Origin of the sequence: Ruegeria lacuscaerulensis, from assembly GCF_013034745.1 — a bacterium.
Classification (GTDB): Bacteria; Pseudomonadota; Alphaproteobacteria; order Rhodobacterales; family Rhodobacteraceae; genus Ruegeria; species Ruegeria lacuscaerulensis_B.
The window spans coordinates 33011-51328 of sequence record NZ_WQGP01000014.1; the positions used below are offsets into that span (position 1 = coordinate 33011).

Consider the following 18318-nt stretch of genomic DNA (forward strand, 5'->3'; position numbering starts at 1 on the left):
TGACCGCGTTGCTTAAACTAGGAACAGGTGCTGAAACATCTGATTGCTAACACTGATTCATGTCAGTTGAATGACACAGTCCTGTCTGGACCATGGCGAGGAAAAGACCTACCTGTGGCCGTAAGGAGTATGTGACATGAACAAGCCCCCTCTGACCTTGTACCTTGCCGCGCCGCGCGGGTTTTGCGCCGGCGTGGACCGGGCGATCAAAATCGTTGAGATGGCGCTGCAAAAATGGGGCGCGCCGGTTTATGTGCGCCACGAGATCGTGCACAACAAGTTCGTGGTCGACGGTTTACGCGAAAAAGGCGCGGTGTTTGTCGAGGAACTGGACGAATGCCCCGATGATCGCCCGGTGATTTTCTCGGCCCATGGCGTGCCAAAATCCGTCCCGGCCACAGCCGCACAGCGCGAAATGATCTATGTCGACGCCACCTGCCCGCTGGTATCCAAGGTCCATGTCGAGGCGCAGCGCCATGCTGAGGCCGGGTTGCAGATGATCATGATCGGCCACAAGGGCCATCCCGAAACCGTCGGCACCATGGGGCAACTGCCCGAGGGCGAAGTTCTGCTGGTCGAAACGGTCGAGGATGTGGCCACCGTTCAGGTGCGCAACCCCAAAAAGTTGGCCTTTGTCACTCAGACCACCCTGTCAGTCGATGACACCAAGGATATCATCGCCGCGCTTGAGGCACGGTTTCCCGCCATCGTCGGCCCGCATAAAGAAGATATTTGCTACGCCACCACCAACCGACAAGAGGCCGTCAAAGCCGTCGCCCCCAGATCCGACGCCCTGTTGGTTGTAGGCGCGCCGAACTCGTCAAACTCACGCCGTCTGGTTGAGGTCGCCGCGCGTGCTGGGTGCGATTATGCCCAACTGGTGCAACGGTCCACTGATATCGACTGGCGGGCGCTGAAAGGGATTTCCTCGGTTGCCATCACCGCCGGGGCTTCGGCCCCAGAAGTGCTGGTCAACGAGGTGATCGACGCATTCCGCGACCATTACGACGTGACGGTCGAGATGGTCGAAACCGCTGTTGAGAACGTTGAATTCAAAGTCCCGCGCGTGCTGCGCGAACCAGCATGAGCGGCATACCAAGAGCCCCGTTATTTCTGGGGCTGGCCGGGCTGATCCCCTTTGTCTGGGGCGCACTGACCTACCTGAATGACGATCTGCACGCTTGGGGTACTCAGGCGCTTGGGGCTCGTTTTGTGGGGCCTTATGTGCAGTTGTTCTACGGCTCTGTCATCCTCAGCTTTATGTCCGGCGTGCTGTGGGGTTTTTCGACCAAGACATCTGGTAGCAAGGCGGCGACCTGCTATCTGCTCTCGGTTCTGCCCGCACTTTGGGCCTTTGCGAAAACGGGCGGCGGGCCGGTCGCTGCAGGCACCAACCTGATGTGGGGTTTTGCCGGGTTGCTTTTGCTGGACGCTGTGTTCTCATACTGGCGATTGACGCCGGTCTGGTGGATGCGTCTGCGCATGATGCTGACGGCCGTTGTTCTGGCCTGCTTAGCCGTTGGAGTGTACCTGTGACCGACAAGAGAACGATTGACGCCTACACTGCCCGCGTGGCCGAATATCTGAGCATCCCCCTGCCCCCCGAACAGATCGAAGCCCGCATGGCCTTTGCCGAAGCGGTTGCGGAAGGCGGTTATGTGCTGGATCTCGGTTCCGGCCCCGGATCGGACAGCGCCTTTCTACAACGCGAAGGGCTGCGTGTCCGTGCCCTTGATGCCACGCCCGCCTTTGTCGAACATGCGCAGCAGAACGGGATTGACGCGCGTCTGGGCACGTTTGACGACGTGACGGAAGAGGCTGAATATGACGGCATCTATGCCAGCTTTTCCCTGCTGCACGCCCCGCGCGCGGATTTTGCGCGGCATCTGTCCGCCATCCACAAAGCGCTGAAACCCGAGGGTGTTTTTTTTCTGGGCCTGAAACTGGGCACGGGTGAACATCGCGACGATCTGGATCGCTACTACACCTATTTTTCACAAACTGAAATCGAGGAGGCTATGACAAAGTCCGGGTTCACCATCGACCGGATCACGACGGGCGTGGGTGCCGGCCTTGCGGGTTCATATGACGGTTTCATTCTGGTGCTGGCCCATGCCTAAGCTGTTCGCCTATACGGACGGCGCATGTTCCGGCAATCCGGGCCCCGGCGGCTGGGGGGTTCTGCTGCGCGCGATGGATGGCGACAATGTCCTGAAAGAAAGGGAACTCAGCGGCGGCGAGGCCGAAACCACAAACAACCGGATGGAACTGCTGGCTGCGATCAGCGCGCTAGAAACATTGGAGCGGGCCTCGAAGATCACCGTTGTGACTGACAGCGCCTACGTGAAAAACGGCGTCACGGGGTGGATTTTCGGGTGGAAGCGGAACGGTTGGAAGACCTCGAACAAGAAGCCTGTTAAGAATGTAGATTTGTGGCAGCGGCTGGATGAGGCACAAACCCGCCATGACGTGACCTGGGAATGGGTCAAAGGTCACGCGGGCCATCCTGAAAACGAAAAAGCCGACGAGTTGGCACGGACGGGCATGGCCCCGTTCAAGCCCAAGAAAGCAAGGGCCTAGACCGCGCGCCAAAAGGAATACACCTGCCATGAAACCACAGTTCTGCTTTGCAGTCAGTTTCGCCCTTATGGCCGGGTGTACCCCATCCTACGACGCCCTGCGGTTTGAGGCACAGAGCGACCGGATTGTCGCCTCGGGCACTATCGACCACACGTCCTTGCATGCCTTTCAGGAGGTCATCCGCAGCAATCCGCAGGCTAAAACCCTTGTCCTGCAATATATTGAAGGCTCCGTGGACGATGACGCAAATGTCGTCTTCTCGCGTGTCGTGCGGGAACTGGGGTTTGACACGATTGTTCCGTCGGACGGCATGGTGGCGTCGGGCGGCACGGACCTGTTTCTGGCAGGCAACCGCCGCGTTCTGGAACCTGACGCCTGCGTTGGCGTGCACAGTTGGGGCGGCTGGAACATCGTGGCCACCGAAATCCCCAAAGACGACCCAGAGCATGACCGGTACCTGGACTACTATGCCGATATCGGTGTTGACCCGGCCTTCTACTGGTACACGCTTAACGCGGCCTCGGCCGAGGACATGCACTGGATGAGCGCGACCGAAGTTGAACGGTTCACCCTCACGACCCGTAATGTGCCGCAACTTGGATCATCCGCAACCTGCAACGCGCGATGACCTCAGCGTGACAGCAACCTGGCTCCGATCTCTTTGACGAATTTCGCAGCCACCATGGCCGTCATCCCATACGGGTCACGATGAGGATTCAATTCGACGATGTCAGCGCCGACCAACTGCCCCTTGAAACGGTGGATCAGGTTGATCACCTCGCGGGTGCTTAACCCACCGGGTTCATGATGCGACACGCCAGGCGCAAAGGCAGGGTCCAACGCATCCAGATCCAGCGAGAGGTAAACAGGGCCATCAAAGCTGATTTCAAGATCGGGGCGCCAGCTTTGCATGTCGATCACTTCGACTCCGAACTTGTCGGCCTGTTCCTGCTGGTGCTTGTTCATGGTACGGATGCCAACCTGCACCAGACGGTTGATTGCGCAGGTTTCCATTACCCGCGCGAAAGGGCAGCCATGGCCCAGCGGACCGACCTGCTGACTGTCATACAAGTCTGGATGCGAGTCGATATGAAGGATGTTCAACCCCTCATACCGTTCCGAATGCGCCTTGATCAGCGGATAGGCAACCGAATGGTCCCCTCCCAGAGATAACAGTCGCGCACCGCTTGAAATCCGCGCAGCAGCACCGGCTTCGATCCGGTCGATAGGTTCCTGTCCGATCATCTCGAACACATCCAGGTCGCCTGTATCCTTGAAGCGGTCGGTCGCGCCGAGATCTGTGCCATCCTCTGCGGTCAGGTTAGCGGCTCCGGAATGCAGAGCCTCGCGAATACGACCAGGGGCAAAGGCGGGCCCTTGCAGAAACGAGGAATGAAGATCCAGAGGCACCCCCATAAGTGCGACGTCACCTGGGTTCAGATCCTGTGGCATGGAACACCTTTCAGATAAATTCTGCGGCGATCTGGCCGAATTGATTCCGAAAGGTCAAGAGGTCAACGGCGCAGGTATGTCTGCCAGATCCAGATCACCAACAACGCACCCAAAACCGCACCGACAAAGCCCGACAGCCAGCCCGCTACGGCGATCAATGCACGTAGAAGGAACCCGCCGACCAGCGCGCCAACGATGCCGATCAACATGGTTGTGGGAATATCGGCCTCGATCCGCATCAGTCGTGTCGCCAGAAACCCGGCGGCGGCTCCGATGATGACAAGGGCGATGACGGGCACGTTATTTCCTCCAATGAGTGGGCACGATGATCAGCGCCCCGATGGATGACAGGACCGCGTCCAGTCCGGGCGGGCCGAAGCTGATGCCAAACATGATGCGCACAAAGTAGAACAGGAACGCGCCGCCCACGCAAATGATGATCGAGGGCAGGTATCCATTGTGGGAAAATCCGGTTTTTTCAGCCAGATACCCCACGATCCCGGCAATCACGACGGTGCCCATCAATATCATGAACATCTGGTTTACTCCGAACTGAGCCGCGTTCCGGTCGAAACAGGCCACCCCCGCAAAAAGGTTTTAACATCCTGCGCCCCTTTCCCTGCCCGTTGCAGCCGCAAAAGGTCAACCGCGCCGTCGCCACAGGCCACGCGGAGTGTGTCATTCAGTACCTCTCCCGGAGCGCCCTGCCCAGCGGCCAGCCGAGAGGACAAAAGCTTGACCCGCTCGCCTTCGATCTCGGTCCAGGCGCCGGGGAACGGGGACAGGCCCCGGATTTGCCGATCAACCTCGGCGGCAGGACGCGCCCAGTCGACGCGCGCCTCGGATTTGTCGATCTTCGCAGCATAGGTCACGCCATCTTCAGGCTGAACCTCAGGGGCCAGGTTCGGCAGCTCCTCCAACGCTTCAACCACCATAGCAGCGCCCATTTCTGACATTCGATCATGAAGCTGCGCTGTGGTTTCCAGCGGCCCAATATCCGTAGCCCGACGCAACAGGACCGGGCCGGTATCCAGCCCGGCCTCCATCTGCATGATGCAGATACCCGTCTGAGCGTCGCCCGCCATGATCGCACGCTGAAGCGGAGCAGCCCCGCGCCAGCGCGGTAACAGGCTGGCGTGAATGTTCAAACAGCCATGTTTAGGCGCGTCCAAAATGGGCTGCGGCAACAGCAGGCCATAGGCGACAACGACTGCGACGTCTGCGTTCAAAGCCGCAAACGCCGCTTGTTCGTCGGGCGATTTCAGCGAGACCGGATGACGAACGTCGAACCCCAATACCTTGGCCCGTGCGTGAACCGGGGTGGGACGGTCCTTTTTGCCACGCCCTGCTGGGCGGGGCGGCTGGCAATAGACGGCGGCGATCTCATGTCCGGCGGCAACCAGAGCATCCAACACCGGTACCGAGAAGTCGGGCGTTCCCATGAAGATGATACGCATGAGGGGCCTCCGGAGGTTGGGGATGCTGGGCTGAAGCCCGATTACACGAGTTTCTTGGCTTTGCGCAGCAGCATGTCACGTTTGACTTTACTGAGCCGGTCGAAATACATCCGACCGTTCAGGTGGTCGATCTGATGTTGTACGCTGGTGGCTTCGATCCCCACAAAGTCACGACGATCAATCATGCCCTGTTCGTTCAAGAACTTCACCGTTACCGCACGCGGACGTTTCACCTTGGCCGAGACGCCGGGCAGGTTCGGGCTGGCCTCATCATGTTCACGTAGCTCAATCGAACTGTGCAGGATTTCGGGGTTCGCCAGACGAACGGCCCTGCCCCGCTCGGTCGAGCCATCCACCACGGCCAGCCGCAACATCACCCCGATCTGAGGCGCGGCGAGGCCGACGCCGGGCATCGCCTCCATCGTGTCGATCATGTCATTCCAGATGGCGCGAATTTCATCGGTGACCTCTGCCACGTCTTCCGCCTTGGTGCGCAGACGTTTGTCAGGCCACGGCAGACAAGCGCGGACCGTCATGCGCGGGCCATTTCACGTTTCAACTTTTGCATTTTGCGCGTGATCATCTGGCGTTTCAGCGGTTTGAGATAGTCGATGAACAACTTACCGTTCAGATGGTCGAGCTCATGTTGCACACAGGTGGCCCAAAGGCCGTCGAAGGTTTCCTGCTGCGCGTTGCCGTCGCGGTCGATCCAGGCCACATCCACGACTTTGGGACGGGTGACCTCGGCATATTGCTCGGGGATCGACAGGCAACCTTCCTCGTACACATTCGTTTCGTCGGACGACGCGATGATCTCGGGGTTGAACATGATCAAGGGGCGCGGGGCCTCGCCCTCTTCCTTGACGCAATCCAGCACGATCAACCGATCCAGCACTCCGATCTGCGGCGCGGCCAACCCGACGCCGGGCGCGTCATACATCGTCTCCAGCATGTCGTCGGCCAGCTTGCGCAGCTCATCCGTCAGATCGGCCACGGGGGCACAGACCTTTTTCAGGCGGGGGTCGGGATGGATCAGAATAGTGCGTTTCATGAAGTTGATTTAGGCCATCGTGCGATCCGCCGCAACGCCCCCCTTGCACCTGCCGCGATTGTAACTAGCTTTCGTCGCGACAGATGGAGATGACATGACGTTCAACGACCTCACCGACCGCCGGGGCACCAACAGTTCAAAATGGGACAAGATGGAGCGCCTCTATGGCATTTCGCCAGATGACGGGCTGGCCATGTGGACTGCGGATTCTGATTATCGCACAGCGCCTTGCGTGATTGATGCCGTGCAACAGGCCGTCGATCACGGTGTGTTCGGCTATTCCTGGATGCATCCGGACTATCTGGCTTCGGTCCAGTGGTGGATGGTAAATCGCCACGGGTGGGAGATTGACACAGATTGGGTCCTGACGTCGCAGGGGTTGGGCAACGCGATCGCCCTGTGTCTGGATGTCTGGTCTCAGCCGGGCGACGGGATTGTGATCTTCTCCCCTGTTTACCATGAGTTCGCGCACAAAGTGAACAAATCCGGCCGCCGCGTGGTCGAATGCCCATTGGTGCGTGATGGTGAAAGCTATGCCGTTGACCTCGAGGATGCGCAATCGCGACTGGACGGGTCGGAAAAGATGCTGCTGTGGTGCTCACCGCAGAACCCCTCGGGCCGGGTCTGGACACCGGACGAGCTGCGCGCGGTCGCGGCGTTTGCCGAACGGAACGGGCTGATCCTGGTGTCGGATGAGATCCATCATGATCTGGTCTATCCCGGCAGCACCTTTGTGCCGATGGATGTTGCAGCACCTGATGCGCGCCCTTGGACGGTGACCCTGACGGCGGCTTCCAAGACCTTCAACATCGCCGGTCAACGCACCGGGAATATGATCATTCCCGATACTAAGCTGCGCGCGGACATGCGCCACCGCATTCAGGCGCTGGACTATGACCCCAGCGCGCTAGGTGTGGCGATGATCACCGCCGCCTACACGCCCGAGGGCGCCGCATGGGTCGACCAGCAGGTCGCGCATCTGGACGGAAACCGCAAACTGTTCGACGCGACGATTGCTGAAATCCCCGGCCTTTGGTCAATGCCGTTGCAATCCACTTATCTGGCCTGGGTCGATTTTTCGGGCACAGGCATGGACCATGCCGAGTTCACCCGACGTCTGCGAGAAGATGCCAAAATCGCCACCTCACCCGGCCCCGGCTTCGGAGCAGGCGGAGAAACCTTCGAGCGTTTCAACCTTGCTACTCAGCGCAGCCGTGTCGAGGACGCATGCGCCCGGCTGAAGCGTGCTTTTGCAGATTTGCAGTGATCGGAAGGCCCGGCGGTCTGTCCGTCGGGCATCCCGTTAGTCCTTATGGCCTAGCAGCGCGATGGGCGCATCCGGCGCACGGTAGAAATCCAAAGGAGCCTTATCCGAGGCGGCAGTGCTACGCTTGAACTCATACCGCATCTCACCCGCCTCATCTTCGTCAGCGATGATCAGGCATTGGTACAGATGGTTCGCACCGTCATAGATATCGACCAACCCGCGCAATTTCGGCGTCGTTGCGGCCTCAACCGTGAAGCCGTCCTTCCACAATCTCAGAATTTTATATGTATTGTCGCCGATTTCGACACGAAGGCGGCTGGTCTTTTTCAACCCCGCGATTCGCGCCGCATCCAATTCGGCGCTTATTTCCTTAGAAACATAGGTCGTCATAACAATTTTCCCCCGCAGTACATACTATTGTGAGCAACTCTTTGTAAAAATCCAATGAAGCTGAGAACCTGAAACAAACCGATTTCAATCTGTTGCGCGGAAATCCCGGATCGACCTGTGCAATGACGCAGGCAAGATGCGCGCGCCCTCGCATGGAACCGACCCGAGCGACACCCTATGTTTGCCGAAATCGGATTTCGGAGGGACAAAGATGGGCCTGTTGGTCGATGGCAAATGGCACGACACTTGGTATGACACCAAATCCACCGGCGGCGCGTTCAAACGCAGCGCTGCGCAGTTCCGCAACTGGCTGACCGCCGATGGCAGCGCGGGCCCCTCGGGCAAGGGCGGGTTTAAGGCGGAAGCTGGACGCTATCACCTCTATGTCAGCCACGCCTGCCCCTGGGCACATCGCACCCTGATCTTCCGGGAACTCAAGGGGCTAAGCAATCTGATCTCTGTCTCGGTCGTGCATCCGGATATGCTGGACAAGGGCTGGAACTTTCAGCCAGACGACAAAGGCGCAACCGGGGATGATCTGTACGGGCTGGACTATGCCCATCAAATCTATACCAAGGCGGACCCGTCCTATTCCGGCCGTGTCACAGTGCCGATCCTTTGGGACAAGGAACAGGAAACGATCGTCTCGAACGAAAGTTCAGAGATCATCCGTATGTTCAATTCGGCCTTTGATGGCATCACGGGCAATAACGACGATTACTGGCCCGAGACGATGCGCGATGACATCGAAGCGGTCAACGCCCGGATCTATTCCGACGTGAACAATGGCGTCTACAAATCCGGCTTCGCCACCAGCCAGGCCGCCTATGACAGCGCTGTTGGGCCGCTATTCGATACGCTGGATTGGCTCGAAGATCGCCTGTCCCAAAACCGCTACCTGATGGGGGATCGCATCACCGAGGCCGATTGGCGCTTGTTCACGACCCTGATCCGGTTCGATCCGGTTTATCACCTGCATTTCAAATGCAACCGGCGGCGGCTGATCGACTATCCGAACCTGTGGGCCTATACGCGCGAGCTGTATCAATGGCCGGGCGTCGCGCCTACTGTGAACATGGAGCACATCGTGCGCCACTACCACTACAGCCATGAAAGCATCAATCCGCACCGCATCATCCCGACCAATCCAGTGCTGGATTACGCAGAACCGCATGGGCGCGGTCAGCGACCCGCCGCGTAGTGTTCGACCATCGCCGCCAGATCCTCTGGCGGCGTTCCGCTTTGCACATAGGCGCACGCATTGGGGCTGTGGGCAAAGATGGACCCGTCCGAGAAAAAGGTGGTGTTCGTGACGAAGATCACCCGCGCCTCAGGGCGGCGATAGCTGGCGAAATCAGCCACGGCCAGCGCGCTGCCTGCCTCCAGCACCAAATCCAGCACGATAATGTCAAACGCGACCCCATAAAGCGCGAGGATCGCTGCCTCTTGCCCGGCGACAAGCGTGACCTCAGCGCCTTGACGTTCAAGGTGCCGCTTCCAGACCCGACCTAGGTCGGGATTACTCTCAACAATCAAAACATTCATAAGTAACAACCTCGGCACATGAAGTGGTGAACGGTGCCGACCCCTGAGTTTGTGATCACGCCAATTCCTTAACAAAGGGTTAACGCTGTTTTCCGGTTGCCGCCGAGGCACGGATTCGCTTGTGCAAATGGCGAAAATCCGCTTGAAACGGGCCGCAATGCGCGATTCCGGCGAGAACCTAATGACAAGCTCTGACAAAAACTTGAACCCGCGCGCCCGTCGCGACCATGGCGGAGGACTGGATGATGCTATCCAAGCTTATGGCGGATCGCGGCAAGACTGGCTGGACCTGTCGACCGGAATCAACCCGCAGCCCTACCCGGTGTCTGACCTGAGTGCCGAGGATTGGACCGCCCTGCCCGACCACGGCGCGTTCGAGCAACTGACCAACGCGGCCCGCCAATTCTGGTCCGTGCCTGATAACGCCGCGATTTTGCCTGCGCCCGGCGCCTCGGCTTTGATCGCCCGCATTCCGGCCTTGGCGCCGCAGGGGCGGGTTCAGATCACAACCCCCACCTATAACGAGCACGCCGCCGCCTTTTCCGCGCAAGGCTGGAGCGTTCAGCCCGAAGGTCCAGCCGACGCGCGTGTGATCGTTCACCCCAACAATCCCGATGGTCGCTATTGGACCGATGCCGACGCCAACGCGCCGCTGACCATCATTGACGAGAGTTTCTGCGATGTCGCCCCCGAAGCCTCGCTGATCCATCTGGCCGAGCGGCCCGGCGTGATCGTGCTGAAAAGCTTTGGCAAGTTCTGGGGGTTGGCCGGGCTGCGCCTTGGCTTTGCCATCGGCGACCCAAAGCTGATAGCACGGCTGAACGATCTGACTGGCCCATGGGCGGTCTCGGGTCCTGCTTTGCGAATTGGCGCGCGGGCTTTGCAAGACACCGATTGGGCCGCAGCCACCCGACGGTATCTTCAGCAAGGCGCGGACCGGCTGGATCACCTCGTGACGGGTCAGGGTGCCAGTTTGGTCGGGGGAACACCGCTCTTTCGCCTTTACTCCGTCGAAGACGCCGCCGAGTGGCAGGACCGTCTGGCCCGCGCCCTTATCTGGAGCCGTATCTTCCCCTATTCGACAACTTACTTGCGTCTGGGCTTACCACCAGCAGACGGTTGGGCCCGGCTTGAGGCGGCATTGTGAGCACCGCCTTCCTTCTGGTCTGCGCCCTCTGTCTGGATGCGGCCCTGGGCGAGCCCGACTGGCTGTGGTCGCGGGTGAAACACCCCGCCGTCGTGATCGGCAACCTTATTGGCTGGCTTGACAAACGCCTCAACCACGGTGCGCAACGGCGTCTGAAAGGTGTCGCGGTTGTCGCCTTGTTGGTGTGCGGCGCATTGATTATTGGGCGCGCGCTGACCCTTCTGGGACCAGTAGTCGAAATAATCGCCTGCGCCATTCTGCTGGCTCAGAAGTCATTGGTCAGCCATGTGCGCGATGTTGGTACCGGTTTGGCCGTCTCGCTGGAAGACGGGCGGGGGAAAGTGGCGATGATCGTCTCGCGCGATACACGCGACATGACGCAGGCGCAGGTCGCGCGGTCAGCGATCGAAAGCGCGGCTGAAAACCTCAGCGACGGGGTCATCGCGCCCGCTTTCTGGTTTCTGGTCGGTGGCCTGCCCGGTCTGCTGATTTACAAGGCAGTAAACACCGCCGACAGCATGATCGGCTACCGCAGCGAAAAATACCGCGACTTCGGTTGGGCCTCGGCCCGGTTGGACGATGTACTGAACCTAATCCCCGCCCGCCTGACCGGCGTGATGATCGTGGCTCTGTCAGGCCAATGGGCGCGCTGGCCTCAGATGGTCGCGGATGCCCGCCGCCATATCTCGCCCAATGCCGGCTGGCCTGAGGCCGCCATGGCCCGCGCCCTGAACGTCGCCCTGGCTGGACCGCGCAGCTATGACGGGCAGCTGCGCGATCTGGCTTGGGTCAACGGCGTTGCCCCGCGCGAGATTGGCGCGTCAGAGGTTTTCCGCGCATGCGACATGCTCTGGCGGGTCTGGGGGCTTGCGCTTGGCCTCGTGTCGGTGTCGGTTGGGGTCAGCTTCATTTTCTGACGGACCCGTTTCATGCGTTTGCTCTCTGGCCTTATAGCCGCCGCTCTTTTCGTGTCACCCGCCTTTGCCCAATGCGGAGGCGGGTTCAACGCCTTTGTCAAAGGACTGAAATCCGAGGCCGTCCAGCAAGGGTTCGATACAGAGACCGTCAACGCGTTCTTCAAAGGCGTGCAACAAGACGGCGCGGTGCTTAAAGCCGACCGTGCGCAGGGCGTGTTCCAAAAGCCTTTCATCGAGTTTTCGCGCCGCCTGATCTCGCAAAACCGCATTGATCGCGGGCAGGCTATGTCGCGCAAATATGACGCCGTGTTTGACCGGATCGCGCGCGACTACGGCATCTCACGCGGCGTACTTCTGGCCTTCTGGGCGTTCGAAACCGACTACGGTGCCTTTCAAGGTGATTTCAACACCCGCAATGCGCTCGTGACGCTGGCCCATGACTGCCGTCGGCCCGAGCTGTTCCGTCCGCAAATCTTCGCTGCTATCGAGTTGTACGAGCAGGGCAATTTCGACCCCGTCCGCACCACCGGGGCTTGGGCCGGAGAAATCGGCATGGTCCAGATGCTGCCCCGCGATATTCTTGAGAACGGCGTGGACGGGGATGGGGACGGTAAGGTCTCGCTGAAAACCTCGGCTCCGGATGCGCTGATGTCGGGGGCCAAGATGCTGTCGAGTCTGGGCTGGCAACCGGGTCAGCCTTGGCTGCAAGAGGTCACTGTGCCCAGCGAAATGGATTGGTCCCTGTCCGGCCCAGGCAAATCGCGCCCGGTGTCCGAGTGGCAAGCGATGGGCGTTCAGGCCCGCAGCGGGTCGCTGTCCAACCTGCCCGCCTCGCTGATCCTGCCGCAGGGGCATAAAGGGCCCGCCTTTCTGGCATATCCGAATTTCGACGTCTATTTCGAATGGAATCAGAGCTTTACCTACGTCCTGACCGCCGCCTATTTCGGCACCCGACTTGAGGGCGCACAGATCTATGACGCGGGCAACCCGGCGCAGGGCTTGTCGGGCGCGCAGATGAAGCAGCTACAGAGCAAACTTCAGGCACGCGGCCATGATGTGGGCAAGATCGACGGCATTCTGGGGGCCGGGACGCGGGCTGCCGTTCAGGCTGAGCAGCAGCGGCTGGGGCTGCCTGCGGATGCGTGGCCGACGGTGGAGTTATTGGGGCGGTTGTGAAGCAGCGTCTGGTTTGAGTCCAAAGCGGACAAAGTCATTGCAAAATGATATGCTCTTAGGAGCAGAGGCGATTGTGCATGCAGGAACCGAACTTTACGGAGGACGGAAGAATGATCATGCGCATTTTTCAGGTCGTGACTCGGCCGGGGAAAGAGGAAGAGTTCAGCAAGTTCTTCCATGAAACAGCGATCCCCTTGATGAGAGGTACCAAGGGCATCGTTCAAATATTTCCTGGGGCCGCGCGCACCGACACACCCCGAGACTTCAGCTTTGTCATGGTGTGGGAAAAATTAGAGTCACTTAAGGCGTTTGTCGGCGAAGACTACCAGAGTCCTCACATCGACCCCGCGGAGGCCGAATTGGTCGAGTAGCGTTCGATCAAACACTATGAGCTGGTCGATTAGAGACGATGGCGTGAATTCAAACGACAACTTGGGGGAAGCAATGATCAAGGGGAAATGCGGCTGCGGAGCCGTAACGTATCAGATGACGACACCACCTATGTTCGTCCATTGCTGTCACTGTAGCGAATGCCAGCGACAAACCGGAGCGGCTTATGTCTTGAACGCCATTATTGAGGCTGACCGCGTAGAGCTTGAGGGGCCGACCACTGAACATGAACTTTCCACCCCAAGCGGCAAAGGTCAGATTATCACGCGTTGCAAGAATTGCGGCGTCGCCGTGTTCAGCAGCTACATGATCCGTCTTGGCAAGTTAAGGTACGTGCGTGTTGGAACATTGGACAACCCGGATCAGTGTCCTCCGGATGCGCAGATTTTCACGAACAGCAAACAAGCTTGGGTACCACTTAGCGAAGACATTCCCGCTTTTGAGGAGTTTTACAAATTCGATGAAGTGTGGCCCCCGAGTTCGCTAAAACGTTTGGAGACCGCGCTTTCCTGATGGATCAGTTACTCTGGCCTCACCGGATAACGATCCCCTTTTTCGTCAATCAGCACCAACCGCTCACCACTGCGCACATACAGATCGCACCTGCTGAACCCATTACGATAGGCGATGCAGACGCTGCCGTCCTCGGCGATGGAATAGGTGCCAAAGGCGGCGTCTCCGCTGGCGTAGGTGTAGGAATAGGCCCCTCCGGCCGAGAATTTTGCCTGACCGTCGTCAAAAAATGTCAGCGTGCGTCCGGCCAAAGCGTCCAGTTCTTCGGGCGACAGGGGGACGTCTCCGGGTTTCGTGGGCCATTCGGCGGCAAGGGCGGGGCCAGCGGTCAGCAAGGCGAGGATCAATAGTCGCGTCATGGGAACAGTCTAAACCGAACTGCTCTGCAACAGGCATAACGTTGCAGTGAAAGGTTAGGCGACCATCTGTTCGGCTTTCTTCAGGTCGACTGAAACCAACTGGCTGACGCCCTGTTCTTGCATGGTCACGCCGAACAGCCGGTCCATCCGCGCCATCGTCACCGCATGGTGGGTGATGATCAGGAACCGCGTGTCGGTCTGGCGGCACATCTCGTCGAGCAGGTCGCAGAACCGCGTCACGTTGGCGTCGTCCAGAGGCGCGTCGACCTCATCCAGCACACAAATCGGCGCGGGGTTGGCAAGGAACACACCAAAGATCAGCGCGGTTGCAGTCAGGGTCTGTTCGCCGCCCGAGAGCAGGCTGAGCGTCGAGAGTTTCTTGCCCGGCGGTTGACACATGATCTCGAGACCCGCGTCCAACGGATCGTCGCTTTCAACCATGACCAGATTGGCCTCTCCACCACCAAACAGATGCTTGAACAGCATGGCGAAGTTCGAATTCACCTGCTCAAACGCCGTCAGCAACCGCTCGCGCCCTTCGCGGTTGAGGCTGGCAATACCGCTGCGCAGGGCCTTGATCGCCTCTTCCAGATCGGCCTTTTCACCATTCAGCGTGTCGAATTCTTCCTGAACCTCTTTGCTGTCCTCTTCGGCCCGCAGGTTCACCGCACCCATCGCGTCGCGCTGACGCTTGTGGCGGTTGACCTCGGCCTCCAGCGCGTCGGCGGCGGGCATCTGGTCTGGGTTCACGTCCAGCTGGTTCAGCAACTGGTTCGGCGTCAGCTGCTGATCCTCGGCGATGCGTTCCGCAGCGGCGGTTACGCTTTCTTTGGCGGCGTCAGAGCGCGCTTCGGCGGCGGCCCGGCTTTCGCGCGCTTCCGAGGCCAGACGTTCCGCATCACGTTCGGCCATCACCCATTCGCGCTGCTGAGCCTCGGCTTGGGCCAGCTTGTCCGCAGCCTCGGCACGACGCGCGTCGGCGGCTTCAATCAATTCGTTCAGTTCTTCGCGCGCCTCGGCGATTTCACCGGGGGCGGCCATGGCATCGGCAAGCTCCTCCTCCGAGCTTTCCTTGCGTTCGACCAATTCCGAGATGCGCTTTTCCGCCGTCTCCAATCGGTGCTTCCAGCCACTGAGGTCTTTTGTCACTTCTTGGCTGCGGCGGGTCCGCGCCTCGCCCTCGCGGCGCAATTCGTCATGGGTCGAGCGGTGGGTCAGCATGGTGATCCGCGCAGCTTCGACCGTTTGTTTGATGTCCTCAACCCGCGCGCGGGCGCTGTCGAGGTCCCCCAGCCCGGTCAGTGCGCCCTCGGCCTCGCGCAGTTGGGCGCGGGCGGACATGGCGTCCTCCTTATGGCGGTCGACGGCCAGCGTCAGGGTTTCCAACTTGCCCTGCGCCAGATTGCGATCCGCCTCGGCCCGACTGAGCGCGCGTGCAGTTTCGGCCATACGTTGATCGGCGGCCCGTCGGGCGTCGCGCGCACGGCGGTCAGCCTCAGTCACGTCGGCCAGTTGCTGTGACAGCGCCTCATGCGCCGCCCGCGCGCCATCGGCTTGCGCCTCGGTTCGGGCCAGTTCCTGCTTCAACGCTTCCAGCTTGTTCAGCTGTTCCAACCGCAGCGCCGCTGCACTGGGCGCGTCCTCGGCCCAAGCACGGAACCCGTCCCAGCGCCACAGATCGCCCGAGCGCGACACCAGCCGCTGACCGGGTTTCAACGCTGCCTGCAGCCGCGCGCCCTGATCTGCATCAACCAACCCGATCTGCGCGATCCGGCGGCTGAGGCGATCCGGCCCCGATACATGCAACGCCAAAGGTTCAGCACCCTCAGGCAAGGGTTGATCAGCGTCATAGCCCGCAACCTGCACCCAGCCCGACGGCCCGTCACCGTCGACCAAAGGCGCGCGCAGATCATCCGCCAGCGCGGCACCCAGCGCCTTTTCATAGCCCGGAGCAACACGCAGCAGATCCAGCACCTGTCCGCCCTCTGCGGTGTCGCGTTCAACAAGCTTGGCCAGCGCGGAGGTCTCGGCCCTTATGGCTCCCAACTCTCCTTCGGCCTCAGACCGTTGCGCACGGGCTTCAGCCTCGCGCGCTTGCGTTTCGCTGCGCAACTCATCGGCGGCGGCCAGTGCCTCTTCGGCGGCCTCGGCGGCCTCGCGTGCTTCTTCCTCGCCTTCTTGCGCGGCTTCGAATGCTTCGGCGGCGCGAGTCAGTGCCTCGTGCGCCTCATTCACAGCACCGCGCGCTTTTTCCTCTTCGCTCTCGGACCGGGCCAGCGTTTTGCGGCTGTCTTCGACCAAACGTTGCGCCGATTGGTGACGGGCGACCAGACGAGCCATATCCTCGGTCTGTTGTGACAGGTGATCTTCACGATCCTGCAAGACCGACGCCGCCTCGCGCGCGATTTCGGCCGCCTCGGCCACCTTGTCATCATGACCTTCCGCGGCCTTTGTCAGCTCGCGGGCTTCCCATTCCAGCCGTTCGATCATCTGGCCCGCATCGCGGTTCAGGCCGGTTTCACGCTCGATATCATTGCTCAACTGCTGAATACGGTTGGTGAGCGTTTCGATGGTCTGACGGGCGCGGGTTTCCTGATCAGAAAGCTGGTCACGCTGCACCTGCTGGCGCTGCAACACGGCGGCGGCGATGGCCTCTTCCTCACGCAGCGGCGGCAGGGTTTCTTCGATCTCGGCGCGCTTTGCGGCGGCGGCACGGGCCTCTGCCTCAGCACGCGAGGCTTCTGTGATCCGATCGCGCAGCTTCTCCTCGGCCTGTTGGCGGGCCATATCGGCCTCTTTCCAACGACGGTAGAGCAGCATTCCCTCGGCCTGCCGCAATTGTTCACCGATCTCGCGATAGCGCGCGGCCTGACGGGCCTGACGCGCAAGTTGCGCCAGCTGCGTGCCCAACTGTTCCAACACGTCATCAACGCGGGTCAGGTTGGATTCGGTGCCCTTGAGTTTCAGCTCGGCCTCATGCCGCCGCTGATAGAGGCCCGATATTCCAGCCGCCTCTTCCAGAATACGCCGCCGGGCACGGGGTTTGGCGTTGATCAGCTCGGCAATACGGTTCTGCCCCACCAGCGCTGGCGAATGCGCCCCGGTTGAGGCATCCGCGAACAGCATCTGCACATCGCGCGCGCGTACGTCCTTGCCGTTGGTCTTGTAGGCGCTGCCGACGTCGCGGGTGATGCGGCGGATGATTTCCAACTGGTCCGTGTCGTTGAACCCCGAAGGCGCTAACCGTTCCGAATTGTCCATAGTCAGGACCACTTCGGCAAAGTTGCGCGCGGGACGCGTGGCCGCCCCTGCGAATATCACATCTTCCATCGCCCCGCCGCGCATGGATTTGGGGCGGTTTTCGCCCATCACCCAGCGCAACGCTTCAAGCAGGTTGGACTTGCCGCAACCATTTGGCCCCACCACACCGGTCAGCCCATCCGCGATGATCAAATCGGTCGGATCGACAAAGCTTTTGAAGCCGGTGAGTTTGAGTTTGCTAAAGCGCAAAGGCAATGAGTCCCGTGATTCCTATATGCTTGAAGTCTGCGCAAGGGATTGGGGACCTGTCAACGCAGTTGCGCAGGATATGGGAATTCGACCCGAGTTATCCACAACATCTTGCTCAAATACGCAAGATTACGCGCAGGTCAGTAGGGCGTGCATTCAAACACCTGATAGCCGTAATCGCCGCCGATATCGTCGAAGACGCCCGTATCTACGCATTCATAGTTCGGGCGCGAAATTGCAGTCAGCAAAAGGCGCTCGGCCATTTCTCGATCACAGCCCAGTACACCAACGGTGACTGCGGCATCCCCCAGCACATCCAGAATCGGACACCCCGACACCTGTGCCATTGCCAATGCTGCGCGGTCGCGGATTGGACCAAGCCGCGGCGCGAATTGCATGTTGATCCGCACCGCCTCGGCCAGTTCACCACGCACGCGCACGTCAAAGACACTGCCATTCACCGCCACGCGCGTGGCTGGCACATCGCGAAAATGGGGCGTGCCGGCCGAACATGCGGCCAGCACCAGGAGAGACAGATACCGGATCATACGCCCAGTGTTGCGG

General features: G+C 60.2%; 23 protein-coding genes. 12 read left to right on the plus strand and 11 right to left on the minus strand.

All coding sequences use genetic code 11. The features are described from left to right. The first annotated feature begins 136 nt into the window (after positions 1 to 136). From ispH to GOV79_RS21040, 5 genes are read left to right on the plus strand one after another with little or no spacing between them, the layout of a single operon-like run. Positions 137 to 1087: a 4-hydroxy-3-methylbut-2-enyl diphosphate reductase gene (gene ispH, locus GOV79_RS21020; protein WP_170791616.1), complete on the plus strand. Its 951-nt coding sequence runs from the start codon at positions 137 to 139 to the stop codon at positions 1085 to 1087. Beyond that, complete coding sequence (locus GOV79_RS21025; RefSeq protein ID WP_170787294.1) at positions 1084 to 1536, plus strand: DUF3429 domain-containing protein; 453 nt, start codon at positions 1084 to 1086, stop codon at positions 1534 to 1536. Before ispH ends, GOV79_RS21025 begins: the two co-directional genes overlap by 4 nt. After that, positions 1533 to 2120, plus strand: coding sequence for a class I SAM-dependent methyltransferase (locus GOV79_RS21030; protein ID WP_331252145.1), 588 nt, complete (start codon positions 1533 to 1535; stop codon positions 2118 to 2120). The genes GOV79_RS21025 and GOV79_RS21030 overlap by 4 nt, the downstream gene beginning before the upstream one ends. Then, positions 2113 to 2580, plus strand: coding sequence for a ribonuclease HI (gene rnhA, locus GOV79_RS21035; protein ID WP_170791617.1), 468 nt, complete (start codon positions 2113 to 2115; stop codon positions 2578 to 2580). The genes GOV79_RS21030 and rnhA overlap by 8 nt, the downstream gene beginning before the upstream one ends. A gap of 28 nt (positions 2581 to 2608) precedes the next feature. Further along, positions 2609 to 3208: a COG3904 family protein gene (locus GOV79_RS21040; RefSeq protein ID WP_170791618.1), complete on the plus strand. Its 600-nt coding sequence runs from the start codon at positions 2609 to 2611 to the stop codon at positions 3206 to 3208. Positions 3209 to 3210: 2 nt separating this feature from the next. On the opposite strand, the gene speB is transcribed toward GOV79_RS21040, so the two are convergent. From speB to def (GOV79_RS21070), 6 genes are all read right to left on the minus strand, one after another. Continuing rightward, positions 3211 to 4032: an agmatinase gene (gene speB, locus GOV79_RS21045; RefSeq protein WP_170791619.1), complete on the minus strand. Its 822-nt coding sequence runs from the start codon at positions 4030 to 4032 to the stop codon at positions 3211 to 3213. Positions 4033 to 4094: 62 nt separating this feature from the next. Next, positions 4095 to 4331 carry a GlsB/YeaQ/YmgE family stress response membrane protein gene (locus GOV79_RS21050; RefSeq protein WP_170791620.1) on the minus strand — a complete coding sequence of 79 codons (237 nt, stop codon included), beginning with the start codon at positions 4329 to 4331 and terminating at the stop codon, positions 4095 to 4097. Between the two features lies 1 nt (position 4332). Further along, complete coding sequence (locus tag GOV79_RS21055) at positions 4333 to 4569, minus strand: hypothetical protein (RefSeq protein WP_170791621.1); 237 nt, start codon at positions 4567 to 4569, stop codon at positions 4333 to 4335. A gap of 5 nt (positions 4570 to 4574) precedes the next feature. Beyond that, positions 4575 to 5489 carry a methionyl-tRNA formyltransferase gene (fmt, locus tag GOV79_RS21060; protein WP_170791622.1) on the minus strand — a complete coding sequence of 305 codons (915 nt, stop codon included), beginning with the start codon at positions 5487 to 5489 and terminating at the stop codon, positions 4575 to 4577. Positions 5490 to 5530: 41 nt separating this feature from the next. Next, entirely contained in the window at positions 5531 to 6025 is a 495-nt protein-coding gene (gene def, locus GOV79_RS21065; protein ID WP_170791623.1) for a peptide deformylase, read from the minus strand. Beyond that, positions 6022 to 6540 (minus strand): peptide deformylase, encoded by a 519-nt coding sequence (def, locus tag GOV79_RS21070; RefSeq protein ID WP_170791624.1) that lies wholly within the window; start codon positions 6538 to 6540, stop codon positions 6022 to 6024. The genes def (GOV79_RS21065) and def (GOV79_RS21070) overlap by 4 nt, the downstream gene beginning before the upstream one ends. A 94-nt stretch (positions 6541 to 6634) precedes the next feature. On the opposite strand from def (GOV79_RS21070), the gene GOV79_RS21075 reads away from it, so the two are divergent. Continuing rightward, the gene (locus tag GOV79_RS21075) at positions 6635 to 7807 is read left to right on the plus strand and encodes a MalY/PatB family protein (RefSeq protein WP_170775292.1); all 1173 of its coding nucleotides are present in this window, start codon (positions 6635 to 6637) and stop codon (positions 7805 to 7807) included. Between the two features lie 36 nt (positions 7808 to 7843). Here the strand turns inward: GOV79_RS21075 and GOV79_RS21080 are convergent, their stop codons facing one another. Continuing rightward, complete coding sequence (locus GOV79_RS21080) at positions 7844 to 8197, minus strand: hypothetical protein (RefSeq protein ID WP_170775290.1); 354 nt, start codon at positions 8195 to 8197, stop codon at positions 7844 to 7846. 211 nt (positions 8198 to 8408) lie between these two features. Between GOV79_RS21080 and GOV79_RS21085 the strand changes: the two genes are divergently transcribed. Continuing rightward, positions 8409 to 9398: a glutathione S-transferase family protein gene (locus tag GOV79_RS21085; protein WP_170791625.1), complete on the plus strand. Its 990-nt coding sequence runs from the start codon at positions 8409 to 8411 to the stop codon at positions 9396 to 9398. Here GOV79_RS21085 and GOV79_RS21090 read toward each other — a convergent pair. After that, a complete protein-coding gene (locus GOV79_RS21090; protein ID WP_170775286.1) occupies positions 9380 to 9742 on the minus strand; it encodes a response regulator transcription factor in 363 nt (120 codons plus the stop codon). The two genes, GOV79_RS21085 and GOV79_RS21090, sit on opposite strands and share 19 nt — an antisense overlap. A 181-nt stretch (positions 9743 to 9923) precedes the next feature. Here GOV79_RS21090 and cobD point away from each other — a divergent pair, with 181 nt between their 5' ends. From cobD to GOV79_RS21115, 5 genes are all read left to right on the plus strand, one after another. Beyond that, a complete protein-coding gene (cobD, locus tag GOV79_RS21095; protein ID WP_237218083.1) occupies positions 9924 to 10889 on the plus strand; it encodes a threonine-phosphate decarboxylase CobD in 966 nt (321 codons plus the stop codon). Then, positions 10886 to 11806, plus strand: coding sequence for an adenosylcobinamide-phosphate synthase CbiB (gene cbiB, locus GOV79_RS21100; protein ID WP_170791627.1), 921 nt, complete (start codon positions 10886 to 10888; stop codon positions 11804 to 11806). Before cobD ends, cbiB begins: the two co-directional genes overlap by 4 nt. A gap of 12 nt (positions 11807 to 11818) precedes the next feature. Then, entirely contained in the window at positions 11819 to 12982 is a 1164-nt protein-coding gene (locus GOV79_RS21105; protein WP_170791628.1) for a lytic murein transglycosylase, read from the plus strand. 110 nt (positions 12983 to 13092) lie between these two features. Further along, a complete protein-coding gene (locus GOV79_RS21110) occupies positions 13093 to 13353 on the plus strand; it encodes a hypothetical protein (RefSeq protein WP_170791629.1) in 261 nt (86 codons plus the stop codon). 16 nt (positions 13354 to 13369) lie between these two features. Next, complete coding sequence (locus GOV79_RS21115) at positions 13370 to 13885, plus strand: GFA family protein (protein WP_237218084.1); 516 nt, start codon at positions 13370 to 13372, stop codon at positions 13883 to 13885. A gap of 8 nt (positions 13886 to 13893) precedes the next feature. On the opposite strand, the gene GOV79_RS21120 is transcribed toward GOV79_RS21115, so the two are convergent. The 3 genes from GOV79_RS21120 to GOV79_RS21130 form a co-directional block, all read right to left on the minus strand. After that, positions 13894 to 14244 (minus strand): hypothetical protein, encoded by a 351-nt coding sequence (locus GOV79_RS21120; protein WP_170775278.1) that lies wholly within the window; start codon positions 14242 to 14244, stop codon positions 13894 to 13896. A 54-nt stretch (positions 14245 to 14298) separates the two neighbouring features. Beyond that, positions 14299 to 17754: a chromosome segregation SMC family protein gene (locus GOV79_RS21125; RefSeq protein ID WP_170791630.1), complete on the minus strand. Its 3456-nt coding sequence runs from the start codon at positions 17752 to 17754 to the stop codon at positions 14299 to 14301. Between the two features lie 140 nt (positions 17755 to 17894). Beyond that, positions 17895 to 18302, minus strand: a complete 408-nt coding sequence (locus tag GOV79_RS21130; RefSeq protein ID WP_170791631.1) for a hypothetical protein — start codon at positions 18300 to 18302, stop codon at positions 17895 to 17897. Between the last annotated feature and the right edge of the window lie 16 nt (positions 18303 to 18318).

What these genes read in the sequence shown, in the direction of transcription:
- ispH (WP_170791616.1), top strand. Translation starts at nt 137, where the DNA reads ATGAACAAGCCCCCTCTGACCTTGTACCTTGCCGCGCCGCGCGGGTTT.
- GOV79_RS21025 (WP_170787294.1), top strand. Translation starts at nt 1,084, where the DNA reads ATGAGCGGCATACCAAGAGCCCCGTTATTTCTGGGGCTGGCCGGGCTG.
- rnhA (WP_170791617.1), top strand. Translation starts at nt 2,113, where the DNA reads ATGCCTAAGCTGTTCGCCTATACGGACGGCGCATGTTCCGGCAATCCG.
- GOV79_RS21040 (WP_170791618.1), top strand. Translation starts at nt 2,609, where the DNA reads ATGAAACCACAGTTCTGCTTTGCAGTCAGTTTCGCCCTTATGGCCGGG.
- speB (WP_170791619.1), bottom strand. Translation starts at nt 4,032, where the DNA reads ATGCCACAGGATCTGAACCCAGGTGACGTCGCACTTATGGGGGTGCCT.
- GOV79_RS21055 (WP_170791621.1), bottom strand. Translation starts at nt 4,569, where the DNA reads ATGTTCATGATATTGATGGGCACCGTCGTGATTGCCGGGATCGTGGGG.
- fmt (WP_170791622.1), bottom strand. Translation starts at nt 5,489, where the DNA reads ATGCGTATCATCTTCATGGGAACGCCCGACTTCTCGGTACCGGTGTTG.
- def (WP_170791623.1), bottom strand. Translation starts at nt 6,025, where the DNA reads ATGACGGTCCGCGCTTGTCTGCCGTGGCCTGACAAACGTCTGCGCACC.
- def (WP_170791624.1), bottom strand. Translation starts at nt 6,540, where the DNA reads ATGAAACGCACTATTCTGATCCATCCCGACCCCCGCCTGAAAAAGGTC.
- GOV79_RS21075 (WP_170775292.1), top strand. Translation starts at nt 6,635, where the DNA reads ATGACGTTCAACGACCTCACCGACCGCCGGGGCACCAACAGTTCAAAA.
- GOV79_RS21080 (WP_170775290.1), bottom strand. Translation starts at nt 8,197, where the DNA reads ATGACGACCTATGTTTCTAAGGAAATAAGCGCCGAATTGGATGCGGCG.
- GOV79_RS21085 (WP_170791625.1), top strand. Translation starts at nt 8,409, where the DNA reads ATGGGCCTGTTGGTCGATGGCAAATGGCACGACACTTGGTATGACACC.
- GOV79_RS21090 (WP_170775286.1), bottom strand. Translation starts at nt 9,742, where the DNA reads ATGAATGTTTTGATTGTTGAGAGTAATCCCGACCTAGGTCGGGTCTGG.
- cobD (WP_237218083.1), top strand. Translation starts at nt 9,924, where the DNA reads ATGACAAGCTCTGACAAAAACTTGAACCCGCGCGCCCGTCGCGACCAT.
- GOV79_RS21105 (WP_170791628.1), top strand. Translation starts at nt 11,819, where the DNA reads ATGCGTTTGCTCTCTGGCCTTATAGCCGCCGCTCTTTTCGTGTCACCC.
- GOV79_RS21110 (WP_170791629.1), top strand. Translation starts at nt 13,093, where the DNA reads ATGATCATGCGCATTTTTCAGGTCGTGACTCGGCCGGGGAAAGAGGAA.
- GOV79_RS21115 (WP_237218084.1), top strand. Translation starts at nt 13,370, where the DNA reads ATGAGCTGGTCGATTAGAGACGATGGCGTGAATTCAAACGACAACTTG.
- GOV79_RS21120 (WP_170775278.1), bottom strand. Translation starts at nt 14,244, where the DNA reads ATGACGCGACTATTGATCCTCGCCTTGCTGACCGCTGGCCCCGCCCTT.
- GOV79_RS21130 (WP_170791631.1), bottom strand. Translation starts at nt 18,302, where the DNA reads ATGATCCGGTATCTGTCTCTCCTGGTGCTGGCCGCATGTTCGGCCGGC.